At 70.0% G+C, this 19,791-nt stretch carries 14 protein-coding genes; 8 read left to right on the forward strand and 6 right to left on the reverse strand.

Translation table 11 applies throughout. The features are described 5' to 3' along the window. Window positions 1-54 precede the first annotated feature (54 nt). From AC5WS8_RS07795 to AC5WS8_RS07810, 4 genes are all read left to right on the forward strand, one after another. Complete coding sequence (locus tag AC5WS8_RS07795; protein ID WP_496102554.1) at window positions 55-834, forward strand: HAD-IIA family hydrolase; 780 nt, start codon at window positions 55-57, stop codon at window positions 832-834. 186 nt (window positions 835-1,020) lie between these two features. Next, the gene (locus tag AC5WS8_RS07800) at window positions 1,021-1,695 is read left to right on the forward strand and encodes a hypothetical protein (protein WP_496102555.1); all 675 of its coding nucleotides are present in this window, start codon (window positions 1,021-1,023) and stop codon (window positions 1,693-1,695) included. A gap of 3 nt (window positions 1,696-1,698) precedes the next feature. Beyond that, on the forward strand, window positions 1,699-2,364 hold the full coding sequence (locus AC5WS8_RS07805) for a class F sortase (RefSeq protein ID WP_496102556.1): 666 nt from the start codon (window positions 1,699-1,701) through the stop codon (window positions 2,362-2,364). Between the two features lie 55 nt (window positions 2,365-2,419). Continuing rightward, entirely contained in the window at window positions 2,420-3,451 is a 1,032-nt protein-coding gene (locus AC5WS8_RS07810) for a glycoside hydrolase family 6 protein (RefSeq protein ID WP_496102557.1), read from the forward strand. Window positions 3,452-3,535: 84 nt separating this feature from the next. On the opposite strand, the gene glxA is transcribed toward AC5WS8_RS07810, so the two are convergent. Together glxA and AC5WS8_RS07820 are read right to left on the reverse strand one after the other, a co-directional pair. Continuing rightward, window positions 3,536-5,470 (reverse strand): radical copper oxidase GlxA, encoded by a 1,935-nt coding sequence (glxA, locus tag AC5WS8_RS07815; RefSeq protein ID WP_496102558.1) that lies wholly within the window; start codon window positions 5,468-5,470, stop codon window positions 3,536-3,538. Next, window positions 5,467-7,401, reverse strand: coding sequence for a glycosyltransferase family 2 protein (locus AC5WS8_RS07820; protein ID WP_496102559.1), 1,935 nt, complete (start codon window positions 7,399-7,401; stop codon window positions 5,467-5,469). The genes glxA and AC5WS8_RS07820 overlap by 4 nt, the downstream gene beginning before the upstream one ends. 553 nt (window positions 7,402-7,954) lie before the next feature. Between AC5WS8_RS07820 and AC5WS8_RS07825 the strand changes: the two genes are divergently transcribed. From AC5WS8_RS07825 to AC5WS8_RS07840, 4 genes are all read left to right on the forward strand, one after another. Beyond that, window positions 7,955-9,709, forward strand: a complete 1,755-nt coding sequence (locus AC5WS8_RS07825; protein WP_496102560.1) for an SDR family oxidoreductase — start codon at window positions 7,955-7,957, stop codon at window positions 9,707-9,709. Between the two features lie 213 nt (window positions 9,710-9,922). Next, a complete protein-coding gene (locus tag AC5WS8_RS07830) occupies window positions 9,923-10,483 on the forward strand; it encodes an RNA 2'-phosphotransferase (RefSeq protein ID WP_496102561.1) in 561 nt (186 codons plus the stop codon). Window positions 10,484-10,558: 75 nt separating this feature from the next. After that, window positions 10,559-11,461: an LLM class flavin-dependent oxidoreductase gene (locus tag AC5WS8_RS07835; protein ID WP_496102562.1), complete on the forward strand. Its 903-nt coding sequence runs from the start codon at window positions 10,559-10,561 to the stop codon at window positions 11,459-11,461. 77 nt (window positions 11,462-11,538) lie between these two features. Continuing rightward, a complete protein-coding gene (locus AC5WS8_RS07840; RefSeq protein WP_496102563.1) occupies window positions 11,539-12,453 on the forward strand; it encodes an HAD hydrolase family protein in 915 nt (304 codons plus the stop codon). 5 nt (window positions 12,454-12,458) lie between these two features. On the opposite strand, the gene AC5WS8_RS07845 is transcribed toward AC5WS8_RS07840, so the two are convergent. The 4 genes from AC5WS8_RS07845 to AC5WS8_RS07860 all read right to left on the reverse strand — a co-directional run bounded on the left by AC5WS8_RS07845 (window position 12,459) and on the right by AC5WS8_RS07860 (window position 19,710). Next, window positions 12,459-13,514, reverse strand: coding sequence for a M23 family metallopeptidase (locus AC5WS8_RS07845; protein ID WP_496102564.1), 1,056 nt, complete (start codon window positions 13,512-13,514; stop codon window positions 12,459-12,461). A 91-nt stretch (window positions 13,515-13,605) separates the two neighbouring features. Then, window positions 13,606-17,100: a thiol reductant ABC exporter subunit CydD gene (cydD, locus tag AC5WS8_RS07850; RefSeq protein WP_496102565.1), complete on the reverse strand. Its 3,495-nt coding sequence runs from the start codon at window positions 17,098-17,100 to the stop codon at window positions 13,606-13,608. A gap of 61 nt (window positions 17,101-17,161) precedes the next feature. Beyond that, window positions 17,162-18,181: a cytochrome d ubiquinol oxidase subunit II gene (gene cydB / locus AC5WS8_RS07855; RefSeq protein ID WP_496102566.1), complete on the reverse strand. Its 1,020-nt coding sequence runs from the start codon at window positions 18,179-18,181 to the stop codon at window positions 17,162-17,164. A 20-nt stretch (window positions 18,182-18,201) separates the two neighbouring features. Beyond that, window positions 18,202-19,710: a cytochrome ubiquinol oxidase subunit I gene (locus tag AC5WS8_RS07860; RefSeq protein ID WP_496102567.1), complete on the reverse strand. Its 1,509-nt coding sequence runs from the start codon at window positions 19,708-19,710 to the stop codon at window positions 18,202-18,204. Window positions 19,711-19,791 lie beyond the last annotated feature (81 nt).

The raw sequence follows: 19,791 nt of genomic DNA on the forward strand, positions 1-19,791 counted from the left end.
CTTCCGGCGTCCCCGGAGTCCCCGGTTCCCCTTGCGTACGGCAGGAGATCGCACATGGCAGAGCGCAAGCCCATCGAGTCATGGCTCACCGACATGGACGGCGTGCTCATCCACGAAGGTGTTCCGATCCCCGGCGCCGACGCCTTTCTGAAGAAGCTGCGCGAGTCCGGCAAGCCGTTCCTCGTGCTCACCAACAACTCCATCTACACCCCGCGCGACCTGCACGCCCGGCTGCGCCGCATGGGCCTGGACGTGCCGGTGGACAACATCTGGACCTCGGCCCTGGCCACCGCCAAGTTCCTGGACGACCAGCGGCCCGGCGGCACCGCGTACGTCATCGGCGAGGCCGGGCTGACGACGGCGCTGCACGACATCGGCTACATCCTCACCGACCACGAGCCCGACTACGTGGTCCTCGGCGAGACCCGCACCTACTCGTTCGAGGCCATGACCAGGGCGGTCCGGCTGATCAAGGACGGTGCCCGGTTCATCTGCACCAACCCGGACGAGACCGGCCCCTCCGCCGAGGGTCCGCTGCCCGCCACCGGGGCGGTCGCCGCGCTGATCACCAAGGCCACCGGCAAGAAGCCGTACTTCGCGGGCAAGCCGAACCCGCTGATGATGCGGACCGGGCTGAACACGCTCGGGGCGCACTCCGAGACCAGCGCGATGATCGGCGACCGGATGGACACCGACGTGCTGGCCGGTATGGAGGCCGGCATGCGGACGTTCCTGGTGCTGACCGGGCTCACCGCGTCCGAGGACATCGACCGCTACCCGTTCCGCCCGTCCCACGTCGTGAACTCGATCGCGGACCTGGTCGACCGGGTCTGACGCCGGCCGCGAGGCACGGCGCCGCGGACTCGTCCGTGGACCCGCCGACCGCCCGACACCCCGCCCGCACGGGGCGACGAGCGGCCCGTGCGGCGCAGGGCGCACCCTCGTACGGAGTAGTCGGGGTCCCGTCCGGATGCGCCGGGGTGCCCGGCGGGGGAGTCTCCTGGTATCGGGAGGTTCACGATGGGCTCACTACGGCTCACCCTCTGTGTGGGCGCCGTCGTCGCGGGTGCCCTCACGCCCGCGGCGTACGCGGCGGACGCGCAGGGCGTCGTCCTGACCCCCGCGTCCCCCGCGCCCGGCAGCGACGTCCGGGTGGCCGTACAGGGCTGCCCCGGCAGGACCGGGACCGCGGTGTCGGACGCGTTCGTGGCTCGGGCACGGCTGGTCGGGAGCGACGGCACGCTGTCCGGCGACACCCGGGTCCGCTCGGCGCTGTCACCGGGCCGGTACCGGGTGACGGTCGGCTGCGACGGCCGGGAGATCGACGACACGCTCACCGTGGCCGGCCCGACGGCGTCCGCGCCGTACAGCCCCATGCCGTCCACCGCCGTCGCCCCGTACAGCCCCATGCCGTCCACCGCCGTCGCCCCGTACAGCCCCACGCTGTACGCCGCCACCGGCACGGCGCCCCCCGCCCCCACGACTTCCCCGTTCGCCTCCGCCTCCCCTTCCTCCGCCTCCTCGCCGGTCGCGCCGGTGCACGCGGGCGGCGGTGGTACGGCGGGTGCCTCCTCCGACGACCCCCGGGTCGCCGTGCCGGGACTGCGGCAGACGGTGATCGGACTGGTCCTCGTGGGCGTCGCCGGCGTCGTGGTCGTCGCGCGCGGCGCCCGACGGCGCCGTGGCGCGGAGTGAGCCATGTCCGGGCACGAACGTTCCTGCGGTACCGGGCGCCTGCTGATGGGGGTCGCCTGGGTGGTACTGCTGCTCGGGCTGTGGACGTGGGGCCGTGAGGTCACCGACGTACGCCAGGGGATCTCCGCGCCGACGACCGGCGACATGGCCGCCGTCGGCCGCCCCCCGACAGCGCACCTGCCCCCCGCCGCACGGCCGCTGAAACAGGCCCTCCCGCTGCGCCTCGACATCCCCGACCTTGGCGTGCAGGCACCGGTGGTGGCGCGCGGCCTGGACGCTCGAGGTGCTCTCGACCCGCCGCCGTTCGACGAGCCGGGGGTGGTCGCGTGGTACCAGGGCGGGGTGACCCCGGGGGCCGCCGGGACCGCGCTGTTCGTCGGGCACGTCGACACCCGGAGCAAGCCCGCCGTCTTCTACCGGATCGGCAGCCTCCGGCGGGGCGCCGTGGTGCGGGTGGTCCGCGACGACGGCAGGGTCGCGGAGTTCACGGTGGAGAACGTCGAGACGCTCTCCCGTGACCGCTTCGACGCCCGAAAGGCGTACGGGCAGCGCGAGCCGGGCCGGGCCGAACTGCGGCTGATCACCTGCGGCGGCACCTACGACAGGGCGAGCGACACCTACTCGGCCAACGTGGTGGTGTCGGCGTACCTGACGAGCGGCTCACCGTGACCGGGTGGGTATGTCACGCTTGGGGGGTAAAGCGGTACAGCCAGGGGGGAGTTGGATGTACGGGACGAGGGGTGCGGGGGCACGCGTGGCCGCGGCGGTCGTGGTGGGAGCCGCGTTACTGCTGGCCGGGTGTTCCTCTTCCGGGGGCGGGGACAAGGGCGGCGGGGACAGGGGCGGCTCGGGCGGCGGCGTCACCCAGCGGCCGAAGGCGTCGGACCCCTTCTGGGTCAACCCGGACGGGAACGCGGCACGGCAGGTCACCGCGTACGAGAAGGCCGGGAGGCCGGCCGAGGCGGACCAGATCAGAAAGATCGCCGAGCAGCCGACGGGGGAGTGGATCGGCCCGGAGAACCCGGAGGCGGAGGCGCGCGGCTTCACCGAGGCCGCCGAGCAGGCGGACCGGACGGCGCTCCTGGTCCTCTACGACATCCCGCACCGCGACTGCGACCAGTTCTCGCAGGGCGGCGCGGCCGACGGCAACGCCTACCGGGCGTGGATCGACGCCGTGGCCCGGGGCATCGGGGACCGGCACGCGACGGTGGTCCTGGAGCCCGACGCGGTGCTGCACATGGTGGACGGATGCACGCCGGAGCAGTTCCACGAGGAACGCTACGACCTGCTCAAGAGCGCGATCGCCAAGCTGAAGGCGCTGCGGAACACCAGGGTCTACCTGGACGCCGGCAACGCGGGCTGGCAGCACCCGGACGAGATCTTCCAGCCGCTGCGGCAGGCGGGTGTCGACCGGACGGACGGCTTCGCGGTGAACGTCTCCAACTTCTACTCGACCGAGGACTCGATCGCGTACGGCAAGCAGCTGTCGGCGAAGGTCGGCGGCAAGCACTTCGTGATCGACACCAGCCGCAACGGCAACGGCCCCTACACGGACGGCGACCCGCAGCAGCGCTGGTGCAACCCGCCGGGCCGGGCCCTGGGCGATCCCCCGACGACGAAGACGGCGGACTCCCTGGTGGACGCCTATCTGTGGGTCAAACGCCCCGGAGAGTCGGACGGCACCTGCAAGGGCGGCCCGAAGGCCGGGCAGTGGTGGTCCGGCTACGCACTGAAGCTCGCCGAGGCCGGCAAGTAGCTCAGCAAGGCGCTCGACGGGGAGCGCCGGCCGTGACCGTGGGGGCGCCCTTCATGGCGGAGGGCGCCCCCACGTGCGTGCGGGCTACGGGACCCTGACCCACCGGGCCACCGACGGCGTCCCCTGGTCGTCGTCCACGAACAGCATGTACCAGCCCGGAAGAACAAGGCTCCGGTTCTTCGGGACGGTCACCGTGATCCTGTCCCCGGACCTCTTGAAGTCCAGGGCGATCGACCGCTGGTCGACATCCGTGACGTGCGTCGACGCACTCGGCCGGATCATCCGTACCTTCCGGATCGCCGACGCGTGCTGCGAGGTGAACGTCCCCGAGCCGCCCGGCGCGATGGTCTGCGGCCCGCCCGACAGCGATGGCCGGCCGTCCCGGTACAGGTACGGCGGTGTGTAGATCTCGATCCGCTGCTCGAACCTGCCCGGCTTGGTGTTCGCCTTGTCGCCGTACAGCGAGTCCGAACCGAAGAACATCACGCGTCCGTCGGGCAGCAGGATCGACCCCGAGTGGTAGTTGCGGCCCACCAGCGGGTCGGCGACCCGCTGGAAGGTGTTGCGGTCCGGGTGATAGAGCCGCGCCTGGAGGATGTTGGAGTCGCTGCGGCCGCGGTAGTCCTCCGAGCCGCCCGAGACGAGCACCGTGTCGTCGGGCAGAACCGAGGACTGCGGATAGCGGGTCCCCTTCTCCAGGGACGGGCCGTCGACGAACCTCGGGCTGCTGTCCTTGAGGTCGATCAGCCGGGTCTTCCTGCTGGACAGCTTGGACTCGCCGACCCCGCCGCCGCCGATCACCATGTACTTCTCGTCCTGCGCGGGCGGCAGCAGCACCGTGCCGGACGTCTCCATCATGTTCGGGTCGCTGAGCCCGGGCAGCTCGCTGAACTTGTTGGTGTCGACGTCCCAGACGCCGGGGTCGCGGCCCACGTTGTCCGGGCCGTAGCCCGCGTTCGAACCCGAGTAGAAGATCTTGCCGTTCTGCATCAGGAACAGCGCGGGATAGGTCGGGAACTGACGGATCTTGGAGGTGTAGGTCCACTTCTTGGTCTTCGGGTCGAAGACCTCGTTCTTGCCGGGGACCAGCTGACCGATGTCGTCGAGCCCGGAGACGCTGAGGATCTTCCCGTCGCTCAGCGTGGTGAGCGTCGGGTACCAGCGGGCCTCGTTCATCGGGTCGACCTTGATGTACTTCTCGGCGACCGGGTCGAACTCGTAGGCGTCCCGGATGCCCTGGAAGTCCTTCTTGTCGAGGGCCAGTTTCTGCGCGATGCCATAGGTGTTGCGGGCGTCGACGCCGGTCAGGCCCTGGACGCGATAGTTGTCCTGGGTGCCGGTCTCGTATCTGGCCCCGCTCCTGCCCGCCTCGACGTAGATGCGGCCGAGACCGGGGTCGTTGTGCAGGAACTTCCCGGTCCTGTCGAAGACCTTCGTCGCCCGCGGTACGAGCACGGGGTCCTTGGACACGAAGGTCTTGCCGTTCTCCCTGCCCGTGAACCTGGTGCCCGCGGGGAGGGTGATCGGCTTGTCCGGGTTCTCGTTGTGGACGATCATCAGGCCGCCGGCCTTGGTGACGTCGCCCTTCAGCTTCTCGTACCGCTTGGTGCCGCCCGCGATCAGGATCTTGCCGTCGGCGAGCTGGGTGTGGCCCGTGCAGAACACGTCGTTCGGTGTGGGCACCTTCTTGATCGTGCCCTTGACCGGGTCCCAGATCCGGGTGTCGAACTGCTTCTTGTCGAAGTTCTCCTGGTTGTTGCCCGACCCGGCGATCATCAGCACCTTGCCGGTGTGCAGCAGTACGGCGTGGATGGTGTCCTGGCGGTACCCCTCGGGGAACTCGACGATCTGCCAGTGCCCGTTCTTAGCCTTGTACTCCGGCTGGTTGATGACGTAGTCGTGGTACTGCGCCGTCCCGAAGCGGTACAGCCACGGTCCGTTCATTCCGCCCAGTGCGAGGACCACCGCCGTGCCGATCGCCAGCCGTCGAGCGCGACGGCGGCCGGACTGGTCATTCATTTCTCGCGTCCCCCAAGAGTGATCCGCATGGTCCGGTCGTCGTGTTCGGCCGCGGAGGGCCGCTGCCCCGGTGTGTGTGTCCCGGTGGGCTGGTGCGGTATCACCGCGGTGTGCTGCGGCTGATCCGCGACGGCCGGCCTCTCGGTCTGCCGCAGGGTCCAGCGCCAGGCGACGATCGGTGAGGCCGTGATCAGCAGGGCGAGCGAGGCCCAGGTGATCATCGCGGGGTGGGAGTGGCCGAGGAGGAGACCCGCGGCGATCGAGCCGCCGAAGACCAGGATGAAGAACAGGTGGATCCGGAACGTCCCGAACAACGTGTCCGGGCTGGCCGAATCCCCCTTGGGAGTCACCACGAACCCGCTCTTGCGGCGCAGCACCGCGTCCAGGAGCGAACGGGCGTAGACCGGCGCGGACAGCGCCGACATCACCATGCCGGCCACACCGCCGGAGCCTTCCGGCTCGTGCGGGGAGACGTTGTGCCGGCGGTTCCAGATGTACAGGCCGATCTGGAGGGCCGACGCGTTGCCGTACAGCATCAGCCAGACCGTCGGGTCGATGTTCACACCCGATGCGCCCAGGCCCAGGAACAGCGCGCAACTCAGCGCCGCCAGAATCCAGTTGAGTGCCGACATCGGGTAGAAGATGATCATCATGGTGTAGTTGAAGAGCCTCCCGGGCGGCAGTGAGAAGAAGCCCTTCCAGTACTGCTTCAGGATCGTCTCGTACGTGCCCCGCGACCAGCGCAGCTGCTGGGTGAAGAAGTCCGTCCAGGCGGCCGGGCCCTCGCCGACCGCGAGCACGTCCGGGGTGTAGACCGACTTCCACCTCCTCCCGGTACCCGGGTTCCGGTGGCGGTGCATCTCGAACCCGGTGGCCATGTCCTCGGTGATCGAGTCGTACAGGCCGCCGATCTGCTTCAGCGCGCTGATGCGTACGGCGTTGGAGGTGCCGACGAACATGGGTGCGCCGTAGCGGTTGCCGGCGCGCTGGATCAGCGCGTGGAAGAGGAACTGCTGGGACTCGGCGGCCTTGGTGACGAAGGTGTCGTAGTTGCCGTAGACCTGCGGGCCGATGACGAAGCCGACGTCCGGGTCGCGGAAGTAACCGAGCATCCGCTCCAGGTAGTTGGGCAGCGGCACATGGTCGGTGTCGACGGAGGCGAAGTAGTCGTACTCGTCGCCGTGCGCCTCGAGCCAGGCGTTGTAGTTGCCGTGCTTGGTCTTGGCGCGGTGCGGCCCCTCGGGCCGGTTCCACTTCTCGACGCCCCTGCGGGTGAAGTGGTGCACCCCCAGGCGCTCGCAGACCTGCTTCACCTCCGGGTCGTCGCCCTCGTCGAGGAGCCACACATGCAGAAGGCCCCGGTGGCGCAGCCGGACGGCGGCCTCCAGGGTCTTCGTCACCATCGCCAGCGGTTCCTTGCCGGGCACGCAGGTGGTGATGAACGCGACTCTGGTGCCGGTCTCGGGCACCACCGGGACCGGGTCGCGGGCGACCAGGGTGGCGTGCGCGTTCGACAGCACGTTCATGCACCGGAAGAACTCGATCAGGCCGATCGAGACGAGCATCACGATGTCGAGGGCCGGTAGGAAGTCGTAGGCGGGATAGTCGCGTTCGGTCCAGTGTTCGGGCTGCAGCAGCCAGGCGAGCAGGACCAGCGACTGCAGCGGCGCCGCGCCCAGCATGAGGGCGGCGCGGATGCGGTGCGGCTCCTGGGACAGCAGCGAGCGGTACTGGACCTTGTAGGGCCTGGTCGGGTCCGGTTCGGTGAGGGGACCCGCCAGCCGGCTGTAGTGCTCGTAGTCGTATCTGGGCAGTGACCGTTTGATCCGGTGGATGGTGCCGGTGTGGCCCGTTCGGTGCGACACCACCCTGGGCCGGGTGGTCTCAGACGAGTCGAAGTCCTGCCGGGCGCCTGTCGGCGTCGACGTCATGAGTCATCCCCCCGCACGCACATGTGCGTGTGTGTTTTGCTGGCTTTCGCCCGCTTTTGATCCCCCTGGACCTTGGCGGACGGATCAGTGACGGGTCGGCGCCACCGTGTCATCTTCACCACATCGACACGGTTGCGTGACCTTCCGGTTGTGCGGCGCCCCCCTCGGCGTCCGTGTCTGCGAGGCCCCCATCCCCGCGTCCGGCAACCGGTCCTTGCCCCCAACTGCCGTGCCACGGCAGTTTCTTGCAGCCCAGGGTCTACTGCGTCCGACTTGATCGCAAGACGCGAAACGCGTTGTTTACGGTCATAACCACTCAATGAGTCGTTTCTTGGTTCCTAATGGTGTGGTTGTGACCATTCATGCGCGGATGTTGAGGAAGTGGTTGCTTACGGCATCCTCGCGGCGGGCGGCGGGCGGCGGGCGGCGCGTAGTCCAGATCACCAGGGTTTTCCACAGACCACGAGACCGCTGTTGACGCCACCTCTAACAAGTGCCACATTCGCCGGTGTGACGTGACGGAACAGGTGCGAGTGGCAGAAGAGGGGGACGAGTGGCTCTCACGGGGGCGCGCGAGCGCCGGGTGCGGACGGGCGGGGTCGAGCTGTGCGTGGCCGAGCTGGGCGACCCCGAGCGGCCCACCGTGGTGCTCGTGCACGGTTACCCGGACACCAAGGAGGTCTGGTCCGAAGTGGCGCCCCGCCTCGCCGACCGCTTCCATGTCGTGCTCCACGACGTCCGCGGCCACGGCCGGTCGACGGCGCCGGAACCGCTGCGCGGCGGTTTCACCCTGGAGAAGCTGACGGACGACTTCCTGGCGGTCGCCGACGCGGTCAGTCCCGGCCGGCCGGTGCACCTGGTGGGACACGACTGGGGCTCGGTGCAGGGCTGGGAGTTCGTCACGGCCGGGCGCACCGAGGGCCGGGTCGCCTCGTTCACCTCCATGTCAGGACCGTCCCTCGACCACCTCGGACAGTGGATCGAACGGCGGGTCCGCCGGCCGACCCCGCGTCGCGTGGGCCAGCTGCTGGGCCAGTGCGCCAGGTCCTGGTACGTCTACCTGCTGCACGCTCCCGCCCTGCCGGAGCTGGCCTGGCGCGGACCGCTCGGCAGACACTGGCCCGGCATCCTGCGCCGCGCCGAGCGGCTGCCCGACGGCGACCACCCCGCCCCGTCACTCCCCAGGGACGCGGCCAACGGCGCCTGGCTGTACCGGGACAACGTGCGGCCGAGGCTGCGCCACCCGCGCCCCGACGCGTACGCACACGCGCCCGTGCAGCTGATCACGCCGCTGCGGGACGCGTTCCTCTCGGAGCACCTTTATGACGAACTCGAGCGGTGGGCACCGCGGTTGATCCGTCGCACGCTTCCCGACGGACACTGGATCCCGCGCACGCGTCCCGACCAAGTGGCGAGCTGGATCACGGAGTTCGTGACCGCCGTGGAGAACGGCCGTACGCTGCCTGTGGCGAGCGGTCGGTACGCCGAGCGGTTCGGCGGACAGCTGGTGCTGGTGACGGGCGCGGGGAGCGGCATCGGGCGGGCCACTGCGGTCGCGTTCGCGAAGGCCGGGGCCCGCGTGGTGGCGGTCGACCGGAACGGTGAAAGCGCCTCCCGCACCGCGGAGTTGGCCCGTACCTGCGGTGCCCCCAAGGCATGGTCGGAGACGGTCGACGTCTGTGACGAGCGGGCGGTGGAGAAGCTCGCCGAGAAGGTCGCCGCCGCGTACGGGGTGGTGGACGTCCTGGTGAACAACGCCGGAATCGGTCTGTCCGGCTCCTTCTTCGACACCACCGCCGAGGACTGGCGCACCGTCCTCGACGTCAACTTGTGGGGCGTGATCCACGGTTGCCGGCTGTTCGGCGAGCAGATGGCCGAGCGCCGGCAGGGCGGCCACATCGTCAACGTCGCGTCGGCGTCCGCCTATCAGCCGTCGAAGGTTCTGCCGGCCTACAGCACGTCCAAGGCGGCCGTACTCATGCTCAGCGAGTGCCTGCGCGCCGAGTTGGCAGAGCACGGCATCGGGGTGTCGGCGATCTGTCCGGGCTTCGTCCACACGAACATCATGTCGACGGCGCGGTTCGTCGGCGTGGACGCTCAGGAGGAGAGGCGACGGCAGAAGAGGGCCAACCGGCTGTACGGACTGCGTGGTTACGCGCCGGAAAAGGTCGCGGACGCGACTCTGCGTGCGGTGGTACGCAACCAGGCGGTCGTAGCCGTCACCCCGGAAGTCCGCGGTGCGCGGCTGTTGTCCCGTTTCGCTCCAGGGGTGTTGCGCGCCATCGCCCGGATCGATCCACCACTGTGACTCCCCGACAAGGGAGTTGACGAACCAGCGTTTCCTGCAGGCGGGTTCGGCAAGTCCGCTGCCAAGTGGCTTGACTTGACGAACAGTGCGTCTACAGCGACCAGTTGTCCACAGAGGCATCAATTCGCCTGTGGATAACCACGGTTGGTTGTGGATCAAACATCGCGACCCACATCACGTGCGTGATCCGCGTCTCTCCCGCACGCTGGAAAGATGACGGAAAGGAAAAACGACAGACGCACCGTGAAGGTGTCGAAGTACCTCTCGAAACACCTGCGGCATCAGCCGGAGCGAATCGGGATCACTCTGGACGACGGCGGCTGGGTCGAGATCGACACGCTGCTCGCCGCGGCGGCCGCCCACGGCTTCAGGATCACCCGCGAGGAACTGGACCGGGTGGTCGCCACCAACGACAAGAAGCGGTTCGTGATCGAGGGCATCCGCATCCGCGCCGGTCAGGGCCACAGCGTCGGCGTCGACCTGGGCCTTCCTGCGGCGACCCCGCCCGCGTGCCTCTACCACGGAACCGTGGCGCGCAACCTGGATCCGATCCGTGCCGAGGGCCTGAGGCCGATGACCCGGCACGATGTGCACCTCTCCCCGGACCGTGAGACCGCCACCCGCGTCGGAGCCCGGCGCGGCCGCCCGGTGGTGCTGGCCGTGGACGCCGGCGCCATGCACCGTGACGGCCACGTGTTCCAGGTCAGCGCGAACGGAGTGTGGCTCACCAAGGCCGTACCCCCGCAGTACCTGCGTTTCCCAGAGAAACACTGACCGTGGTCTGGGATTCCTTGGTTTTCCGGATCACGTCGGGACACGACCCCTTCCCGTCTCCCTTACGCTCGAGGCATGAGTCTGCGTCTGAGCACCGTGATCCTGCCGTACGTCCGCTGGCACGAGGGCGGGCGTTCCGCCTGGCAGCGTGCGGAGCGACTCGGATTCCACACCGCTTTCACCTACGACCACCTGTCGTGGCGGTCCTTCCGGGACGGTCCGTGGTTCGGCGCCGTGCCGACGCTGACCGCCGCGGCCGCCGCCACCGGCCGGATGCGGCTCGGCACCCTCGTCACCTCGCCGAACTTCCGGCATCCGGTCACCCTCGCCAAGGAACTGATCTCCCTCGACGACATCTCCGGCGGCCGGATCACGCTGGGCGTCGGGGCCGGCGGCACCGGCTTCGACGCCACCGCGCTCGGCCAGGAGCCGTGGACCGCGCGCGAGCGCGCCGACCGGTTCGGCGAGTTCGTCCCGCTGCTCGACCGGCTGCTCACCGAGGACTCCGTCTCCTACCGGGGGACGCACTACTCCGCGCACGAGGCGCGGAACATCCCCGGCTGCGTGCAGCGCCCCCGGCTGCCCTTCGCGATCGCCGCGACCGGCCCGCGCGGCCTGAAGCTCGCCGCCCGCCACGGTCAGGCGTGGGTGACGACCGGCGACCCGAAGCTGTACGAGACCGGCACCCCTGAACAGTCGCTGCACGCCCTGCGCGCGCAGACCGACAAGCTGTCCGAGGCCTGCGCCGCGGTCGGCCGCGACGTGGCGGAACTCGACAAGGTCCTGCTCACCGGATTCACCCCGGACCGCGGCCGACCGCTGCAGTCCCTCGACGCGTTCGTCGACTTCGCCGGCCGGCACGCGGAGCTGGGTTTCACCGACATCGTGATCCACTGGCCCATCCCCGACTCCGACTTCGCGGCGGACATGCAGGTCTTCGAGCAGATCGCCCTGGAGGCCCCGGCGAAGCTGCGCTGAGCATGACGGGACGTGATGGCGCTGGTGAGCAGGGTCACCACTCAGGTGTGCGGGTGCCCGCACGGCCGTGCGGGCATATGCGCCAGAATGGGCCGGTGACCTCAGCGACCCGACAGCCCGAGACCCCGGCCTCCACCCTCCCGCCCCGGCTGATCGCGACCGATCTCGACGGCACCCTGCTGCGCGACGACAAGTCGGTCTCCGAGCGGACCGTCGCCGCGCTGGCCGCCGCCGAGGAGGCCGGGATCGAGGTCTTCTTCGTCACGGGCCGCCCCGCCCGCTGGATGGACGTCGTCAGCGACCACGTCCACGGTCACGGACTGGCGATCTGCGGCAACGGCGCGGCCGTGGTGGACCTGCACGGCGGCCCCGGCACCCACCGCTTCGTCAAGGTCCGCGAGCTCGCCCGGGAGAACGCACTCGACGCCGTACAGCTGCTGCGGGACGCCGCACCCGGCACGATGTACGCCATCGAGCAGACGTACGGCTTCTACCAGGAGCCTGCCTACCCGAAGCTGCATCTGGAGATCCCGGACCTGCTCGCGCCCGCCGAGGAACTGCTGGCACCGGACGCCCCCGGCGCGCACGAGCCGGTGCTGAAGATCCTCGCCCACCACCCGAGCCTGGACCCGGACGCCTTCCTCACCCTGGCCCGACTCGCCGTCGGCGACCGCGCCACCATCACCCGGTCCAGCCCCAGCGCCCTGCTGGAGATCAGCGGGCCGGGCGTCTCCAAGGCGAGCACCCTCGCGCTGTGCTGCGCCGAGCGCGGCATCTCCCACGAAGAGGTCGTCGCCTTCGGCGACATGCCGAACGACGTGGAGATGCTCACCTGGGCGGGCCGGTCCTACGCGATGGGCAACGCCCACCCGGACGTGATCGCCGCCGCATCGGGGCGGACGGTCGCCAACAACGACGACGGTGTGGCCGTGGTGATCGAGCGGATCCTCGCCGAGCGGTCGAAGGCCGCAGGGAGACCGTCCCTCGGGTAGCGCCCTCACAGTCGTACGCCCCGTGCGGTCAGCCAGGGCACCGGATCGATGCCCGATCCCCAATCCGGAGTGACCCGGACCTCGAAGTGCAGATGCGGCCCCGTCGAGTTGCCCGTCGTGCCGGACTGGGCGATCCACTGGCCGGTGGCCACCGGCTCCCCCGGCTCGACGGTGACGGCGGCGAGATGGGCGTACTGGGTGAAGTAGCCGCCCGGGTGCCGGATCACGACCTCGATCCCGAAGGCGCCGCCGCACGCGACCCGCACCACCTTCCCGGCACCGACGGCCCGCACCGGGGTCCCGATGGGCACCGCGAAGTCCTGACCGGTGTGCCGGTGCGCCCAGTGGCCGCCCCCGCTGCCGAACGGAGCGGACAGCCTGTACGACTCCACCGGCGGGCCCCACGCGCGGGTGGTCCTCTGCCGCAGCCGGCCCAGATGGACGGCGCCCCGGCACGATCCCGTGGCGGCGGCCGCGTCGGCCTGCCTCTGCAGGACCTGCCGTGCCTCCTCCAGCCTCGCCCGCAGGGTCCGGCTCCTGTCGGCCAGTTCGGCGTTCCGCCTCTGCAGCCGCCGTGACTGCGCCGACGCCTCGGCAAGGTCCGCGGTGAGGCGGTCCGCCACCAGGTGGATACCGACGACCGCGTTCGCAGCCGCACGATCGGCTCGCGTGAGCGAGTGCTGACCGCGCATCACGTTCAGGACGGTGTCGGGGAGGAGCGTCTGCGGGACGTACGGGGGAGCGCCGTTCGGGTGGTACCGGGCACGCCCGACCAGGCCCGGACCCTCGGGGAAGGCCGCGGCCCGCCGGCGCTCCCGTATGAGGAGCCTCTCATCACGCCGCGCCCGGGCGCGCTGTTCCTCGGCCCGCCTGCGCCCGGTCTCGTACTGCCGTGCCACCAGGGCGACTTCCTCGTACAGCCGCGCCACCCGTAGGGCGGCGGAGGAATCGGCACCGCCGCCCCCCTTCCCCTGTCCGGCCACCGCTGACCAGGCCGGGACCGTCGTGAACGCGGACAGCACGACCGAAACGAGCAGGACTCGCCGACACATTGGATGCATGTCAACGATCGTGGCCCGTGTCGCGGGCCCGGTCCTGTCGACTTACCACGGCCGGCGGAACGGACGGCCACGAATGGCCCAGCGGTATCCCTCAGCCGGCCCCCAGCAGATCCCCCTGAGCCTCCCGCTCCAGCATCTCCCGCAACGGCCCGTCCTTCGCCGCCAGCTCGCCGTAGCCGCCCCGCTGGACCACCCGTCCCTCCGCGAGGACGATCACCTCGTCGACCGCCTCCAGGCCGGCCAGCCGGTGGGTGATCAGCAGGGTGGTCCGGCCCTCGGTGGCGGCGAGCAGGTCCGTGGTGAGCGCGTCCGCCGTCGGCAGGTCGAGGTGTTCCGCGGGCTCGTCGAGAATCAGGACGGGGAAGTCGGCCAGCAGGGCGCGGGCCAGGGCCAGGCGCTGCCGCTGGCCGCCGGAGAGCCGGGCGCCGTGCTCGCCGATCAGGCTGTCCAGTCCGTCGGGCAGCCCCTCCACCCAGTCCATGAGCCGGGCCCGCGCGAGCGCGTCGCGCAGTTCCGCCTCGCCGGCGTCCTTCCGTGCGAGCAGCAGGTTCTCCCGCACCGAGCTGTCGAAGAGGTGGGCGTCCTGTGCGCACAGACCGACCAGGCGCCGCACGTCGTCGCCGTCGAGCGCGTGGGCGTCCGTGCCGGCCAGCGTGTAGGAGCCGGCGTCCGCGTCCAGGAACCGCAGCAGGACCTGGGCGAGGGTCGTCTTGCCCGCACCCGAGGCACCGACCACGGCGACCCGGCGGCCCTGTTCGAGGGTGAGGTCGAAGCCGCTGAGCGCGTCCCGCCGTTGCCCGTCGTACCGTGCGGTGAGCCCGTCCAGGACCAGCGGGAAGGGCGACGGGGGAGCCGGCTGCGGCTGTTCGGGTTCCCGTACGGGCGCGGGAGCGTCCAGCACCTCATGGACGCGCTCGGCGCTCCGGCGCACCCGCTGGCGGTGCTGCACGGCGAGCGGCAGCCCCATGACCGCCTCGAACGCGGCCAGGGGCGTGAGCACCAGGACCGCCATGACCACCCCGCCGAGCCGTCCGCCGGCGACGGCCTGTGCGCCCACGAGTGCGGAGGCCGCGACGGTCAGCCCGGTGACCAGCGCGGTGAGCCCGTCACCGAGCGCCGTCGCGGTGGCGGCGCGGGAGGCGATACGGGTCAGCACGGCGTCGGCCTGCCGCGTCCGAGCGGTCCGCTCCGGCAGCGCACCGGCGACCGTCAACTCGGCTGTCCCTGTCAGCAGATCCGTCACCCGGGTCGCCAGTACACCCCGGGCGGGTGCCAGCCTCCGCTCCGCCCGGCGCGCCACGGCCCCCGTCACCAGGGGAACACCCACCCCGGCCGCGAGCAGTCCGGCAGCGAGGACGGCACCGGCCTCGGGCAGCAGCCAGGCGGTGAAGCAGACGGAACCGGCCGACACGACGAACGCCGCCCCCGCGGGAAGCAGCCACCGCAGCCAGTAGTCCTGCAGCGCGTCCACATCGGCTACCAGCCGTGACAGCAGGTCGCCCCGCCGGGTCGTGCGCAGTCCCGCCGGGGCCAGCCGCTCCAGGCGCCGGTAGACGGCGACGCGGGTGTCGGCCAGCATGCGCAGGACGGCATCGTGGGACACCAGCCGCTCCGCGTACCGGAACACGGCCCGTCCGATTCCGAACGCCCGCGTGGCCGTCACGGCGACCATCAGATACAGCACCGGCGGCTGCTGGGAGGCCCGCGAGATCAGCCACCCGGAGGTGGCCATCAGCCCCACCGCGCTGCCGAGCGCGAGACTGCCGAGCACCAGGGCGAGGGCGAGCCGCCCTCGACGGGGGCCGGCCATGGCACGGACGCGTGTGAGCACGCCACCGTGCCTCACCGGGAGCGGGGCGGAGGCCGGCTCACCTCGGGCGGGCGGCGCGCTCACGGCCTCCCGGAGCGGCAACGGCTCGGGACCGGCCTGCGCAAGGGCGCTCGGCGTGGTGTACTGCTCCGCATCCAGCCGTACCACCCGGTCCGCCAGCCCCAGCAGTGCCGGCCGGTGCACCACCAGCAGGACCGTCCGGCCGACGGCGAGCCGACGCACCGCTTCCACGATCTCGTGCTCGGTCGCCCCGTCCAGGGAAGCCGTCGGCTCGTCCAGCAGCAGCACCGGACGGTCGGCGAGGAACGCACGGGCCAGGGCGAGCCGTTGCCGCTGCCCGGCGGACAGGCCCGCCCCCTCCTCGCCGAGCACCGTGCGGATCCCCTCGGGCAGCGTGTCCACGAACTCAAGCGCCCCTGCGTCGGCAAGCGCCCTTCGCACCGCCGCGTCGTCCGCCTCCGGCCGCGCCAGCCGTACGTTGTCGGCGATCGTGCCCGCGGAGAGGTGGGGTCGCTGCGGCACCCATGCGATACGTGAACGCCACTCCGCCAGATCGGCCGAGGCGAGGTCGACGCCCCCGACCCGTACGCGCCCTTCGGTGGGCGGCACGAACCCGAGCAGGACGCTCAGCAGGGTCGACTTGCCCGCTCCGCTCGGTCCTACGAGGGCCACGGTCTCACCGGACGCCACTGTGAGCGACACATCGGACACCGCGGCGGACGACCGTCCGGGATAGCGGACCGTCACGCCCTCGAAGGCGATCGGCCCGTCCGGAACCTGCTGCTCACCGCAGGCCGGTAGCGGGGTCTCCAGCACTGCGAAGATCTCCCCGGCTGCGGAGAGGCCCTCCGCCGCCGCGTGGTACTGCGTTCCCACCTGCCGCAACGGCAGGTATGCCTCCGGGGCCAGCACCAGGATCACCAGCCCGATGTACAGGTCCATGTCGCCGTGGACCAGCCGCATGCCGATCTCGACGGCGACGAGCGCGACCGAGATGGTGGCCAGGAGCTCCAGTGCGAAGGACGACAGAAAGGCGAGGCGCAGGGTCCGCATGGTCGCCTGCCGGTACTCGCCGGTGATCCGCTTGATCGACTCGGCCTGGGCCTTGGCCCGGCCGAAGACCTTGAGCGTCGGCAGTCCGGCGACCACGTCGAGGAAGTGCCCGGACAGCCGGGACAGCAGCCGCCACTGACGGTCCATCTGGGACTGTGTCGCCCAGCCGATCAACATCATGAAGAGGGGGATCAAGGGCAGCGTGCCGGCGATGATCGCCGCGGACACCCAGTCCTCGGTGACGATCCGCACCAGTACCGCCACCGGCACCACCACAGCGAGCCCCAGCTGCGGCAGATAGCGCGAGAAGTAGTCGTCGAGGGCATCGACCCCCCGTGTGGCCAGAGCGACCAGCGAACCGGTCCGTTGTCCGCTGAGCCATCCCGGACCGAGGCTCCCGGCTCGCTCCAGCAGCCTCCCCCGCAACTCCGACTTCACCGCCGCGCTCGCGCGGTGGGCGGAGAGTTCGGTGAGCCAGGACACCAGGGCGCGTCCGACCGCCACGGCCACCAGGAGCAGCAGGGGCGTGCGCAGTTCGACGACCGACTGATGGTGCTGGAAGGCACCGACCACCACATCCGCGATCAGCATCGCCTGGGCGATGACCAGAGCCGCGCCGAGGGCACCCAGGCCGATGACCGCCCCGAGGAAGAAGCGCGTCGCCCGGGCGTAGCGGAGGAGTCGTGGATCGATCGGTTTCACGTGAAATATGCCCTTCGGTCCGGGCGGGGTGTTTCACGTGAAACACCCCGCCCCACCAGATTCAGTGCACGGCACCGGCGGAAGCGTCGGCGGCGATGTGCTGAGTGCCGATGCGCTTGCGGAACACCCAGTAGGTCCAGCCCTGATAGAGCAGGACGATCGGCGTGGCGATCCCGGCGCACCACGTCATGATCTTCAGCGTGTAGGGGCTCGACGAGGCGTTGCTCACCGTCAGGCTCCAGTCCGCGTTGAGCGTGGACGGCATGACGTTCGGGAAGAGCGTCAGGAACAGCATGGCGACCGCGGCCACGATGGTGATCCCGGAGAACGCGAACGACCATCCCTCACGGCCTGCCTGATTGGCGACGAGCCCAGCGACGAGCGCAGCCACCGCCACGGCCATGGCGACCAGGCTCTTGCTGTCTCCCTGGTCGATCTGCACCCAGGTGAGGAAGAGAAGCGCCAGCCCCGCGGTCACCAGCCCGACCCCCAGGGCCAGCTTCCGCGCCCGCTGCCGGATGTCCCCGACGGTCTTCAGCGCCGTGAACACCGCCCCGTGGAAGGTGAACAGGGCCAGCGTGACCAGGCCGCCGAGGAGCGCGAACGGGTTGAGCAGGTCCCAGACGTCGCCCACGTACTCCAGGTGCTGGTCGATCTTCACGCCCCGCACGATGTTGGCGAAGGCCACCCCCCACAGGAACGCCGGGATCAGCGAGGTCCAGAAGATCGCGTTCTCCCAGTTGCGCTGCCAGTTCTCCTCGGGCCGCTTGGCCCGGTACTCGAAGGCGACTCCGCGCACGATCAGACAGACGAGGATGACCAGCAGCGGCAGGTAGAAACCGGAGAAGAGCGTGGCATACCACTCAGGGAAGGCGGCGAACGTGGCGCCGCCCGCGCTGAGCAGCCATACCTCGTTGCCGTCCCAGACCGGGCCGATCGTGTTGATCAGCACCCGCCGCTCGGGGCGGTTGCGGGCCAGGAGCTTGGTGAGGATGCCGACCCCGAAGTCGAAGCCCTCCAGGAAGAAGTAGCCGATCCAGAGGACCGCGATCAGGACGAACCAGACGTCGTGAAGTTGCATGGTGTGAGCGCTCCCTCGGCCTAGTACGAGAAGGCCATCGGCTTGTCGGCGTCCCGGGAGTCGCCGCCGAGCCTGGTAGGCGGGTTGAGATCGGACTCGGTGAGCTCGGGCGGTCCGGCCTTGACGTACTTCGTCAGCAGCTTCACCTCGATGACGGCGAGGATCGCGTAGAGCACGGTGAACACAGTCATCGACGTGATGACCTCGCCCTGGGAGACACCGGGGGAGACGGCGTCACGGGTGCGCAGCACGCCGTAGACGACCCAGGGCTGACGGCCCATCTCGGTGAAGATCCATCCCCAGGAGTTGGCGATGAGCGGGAAGGCCAGGGTCCAGATCGCGATGCGCCAGTACCAGGTGGTCAGCGTCGGGCCGAGCGCCTTGTTCCGGAACAGGACCAGATGCGGTACCTCGTCCTCGCCGACCCGCAGATGCTGCGGCAGCAGGAACTTCTTGCGGGTCAGCCAGAGCCCGGCCAGACCGATGGCGAAGGAAGCCATACCGAAGCCGATCATCCACCGGAAGCCCCAGAAGGTGACGGGAATGATGGGGCGGTAGTCGCCGGGGCCGAATTTCTGCTGTTCGGCCTTGTTGGTGTCGTTGATGCCGGGGACGTAGGAGGTGAAGTCGTCGTCGGCCAGGAACGACAGCAGGCCGGGGACGGACAGTTCGACGGAGTTGTGGCCCTTGCTGACGTCGCCGTAGGCGAAGATCGAGAACGGCGCCGAGTTCTGGCCGTCCCACAGCGCCTCGGCGGCGGCCATCTTCATCGGCTGCTGCTTGAACATGACCTTGCCGAGGACGTCACCGCTGACCGCGGTGAGCAGGCCGGCGATGACGACGGTGACCAGTCCGAGCCGCAGTGAGCTCTTCATCACGGGGACGTGCTTCTTGCGGAGCAGGTGGTAGGCGGCGATACCGACCATGAACGCGCCGCCGGTGAGGAAGGACGCGGACAGAGTGTGGAAGACCTGGGCCAGCGCGGTGTTCTGGGTGAGGACGTGCCAGAAGTCGGTGAGTTCGGCGCGCCCCTTCGCCTTGTTGATCCGGTAGCCGACGGGGTGCTGCATCCAGGAGTTGGCCGCGAGGATGAAGTACGCCGACAGGATCGTTCCGATGGACACCATCCAGATGCAGGCCAGGTGGATCTTCTTCGGCAGCTTGTCCCAGCCGAAGATCCACAGCCCGATGAAGGTGGACTCGAAGAAGAAGGCGATGAGGGCCTCGAAAGCGAGTGGGGCACCGAAGACGTCGCCGACGAAGCGGGAGTAGGCGGACCAGTTCATGCCGAACTGGAACTCCTGGACGATGCCGGTGACGACACCCATCGCGATGTTGATCAGGAAGAGCTTGCCCCAGAACTTCGTCGCCCTGAGGTACCTCTCCTTCTCCGTCCGTACCCACGCGGTCTGCAGGCCGGCCGTCAGCGCGGCGAGCGAGATCGTCAGCGGGACGAACAGGAAGTGGTAGACGGTCGTGATGCCGAACTGCCATCGCGCCAGGGTCTCCGGCGCCAAAGCTATGTCCACGTCGTCCTTCTCCTTACGTCGCCGTGGTCACGCGGCGTTTTGCCCTGCTCGTCCCGCACATCACGGGGGCAATCAGGGCCT

It is taken from the genome of Streptomyces sp. PTL18 (assembly GCF_059510295.1).

Bases quoted from the DNA above. Each gene is read 5' to 3' on its own strand.
- AC5WS8_RS07795 (WP_496102554.1), top strand. From the start codon at position 55: ATGGCAGAGCGCAAGCCCATCGAGTCATGGCTCACCGACATGGACGGC.
- AC5WS8_RS07800 (WP_496102555.1), top strand. From the start codon at position 1,021: ATGGGCTCACTACGGCTCACCCTCTGTGTGGGCGCCGTCGTCGCGGGT.
- AC5WS8_RS07805 (WP_496102556.1), top strand. From the start codon at position 1,699: ATGTCCGGGCACGAACGTTCCTGCGGTACCGGGCGCCTGCTGATGGGG.
- AC5WS8_RS07810 (WP_496102557.1), top strand. From the start codon at position 2,420: ATGTACGGGACGAGGGGTGCGGGGGCACGCGTGGCCGCGGCGGTCGTG.
- glxA (WP_496102558.1), bottom strand. From the start codon at position 5,470: ATGAATGACCAGTCCGGCCGCCGTCGCGCTCGACGGCTGGCGATCGGC.
- AC5WS8_RS07820 (WP_496102559.1), bottom strand. From the start codon at position 7,401: ATGACGTCGACGCCGACAGGCGCCCGGCAGGACTTCGACTCGTCTGAG.
- AC5WS8_RS07830 (WP_496102561.1), top strand. From the start codon at position 9,923: ATGACGGAAAGGAAAAACGACAGACGCACCGTGAAGGTGTCGAAGTAC.
- AC5WS8_RS07835 (WP_496102562.1), top strand. From the start codon at position 10,559: ATGAGTCTGCGTCTGAGCACCGTGATCCTGCCGTACGTCCGCTGGCAC.
- AC5WS8_RS07840 (WP_496102563.1), top strand. From the start codon at position 11,539: ATGCGCCAGAATGGGCCGGTGACCTCAGCGACCCGACAGCCCGAGACC.
- AC5WS8_RS07845 (WP_496102564.1), bottom strand. From the start codon at position 13,514: ATGCATCCAATGTGTCGGCGAGTCCTGCTCGTTTCGGTCGTGCTGTCC.
- cydB (WP_496102566.1), bottom strand. From the start codon at position 18,181: ATGCAACTTCACGACGTCTGGTTCGTCCTGATCGCGGTCCTCTGGATC.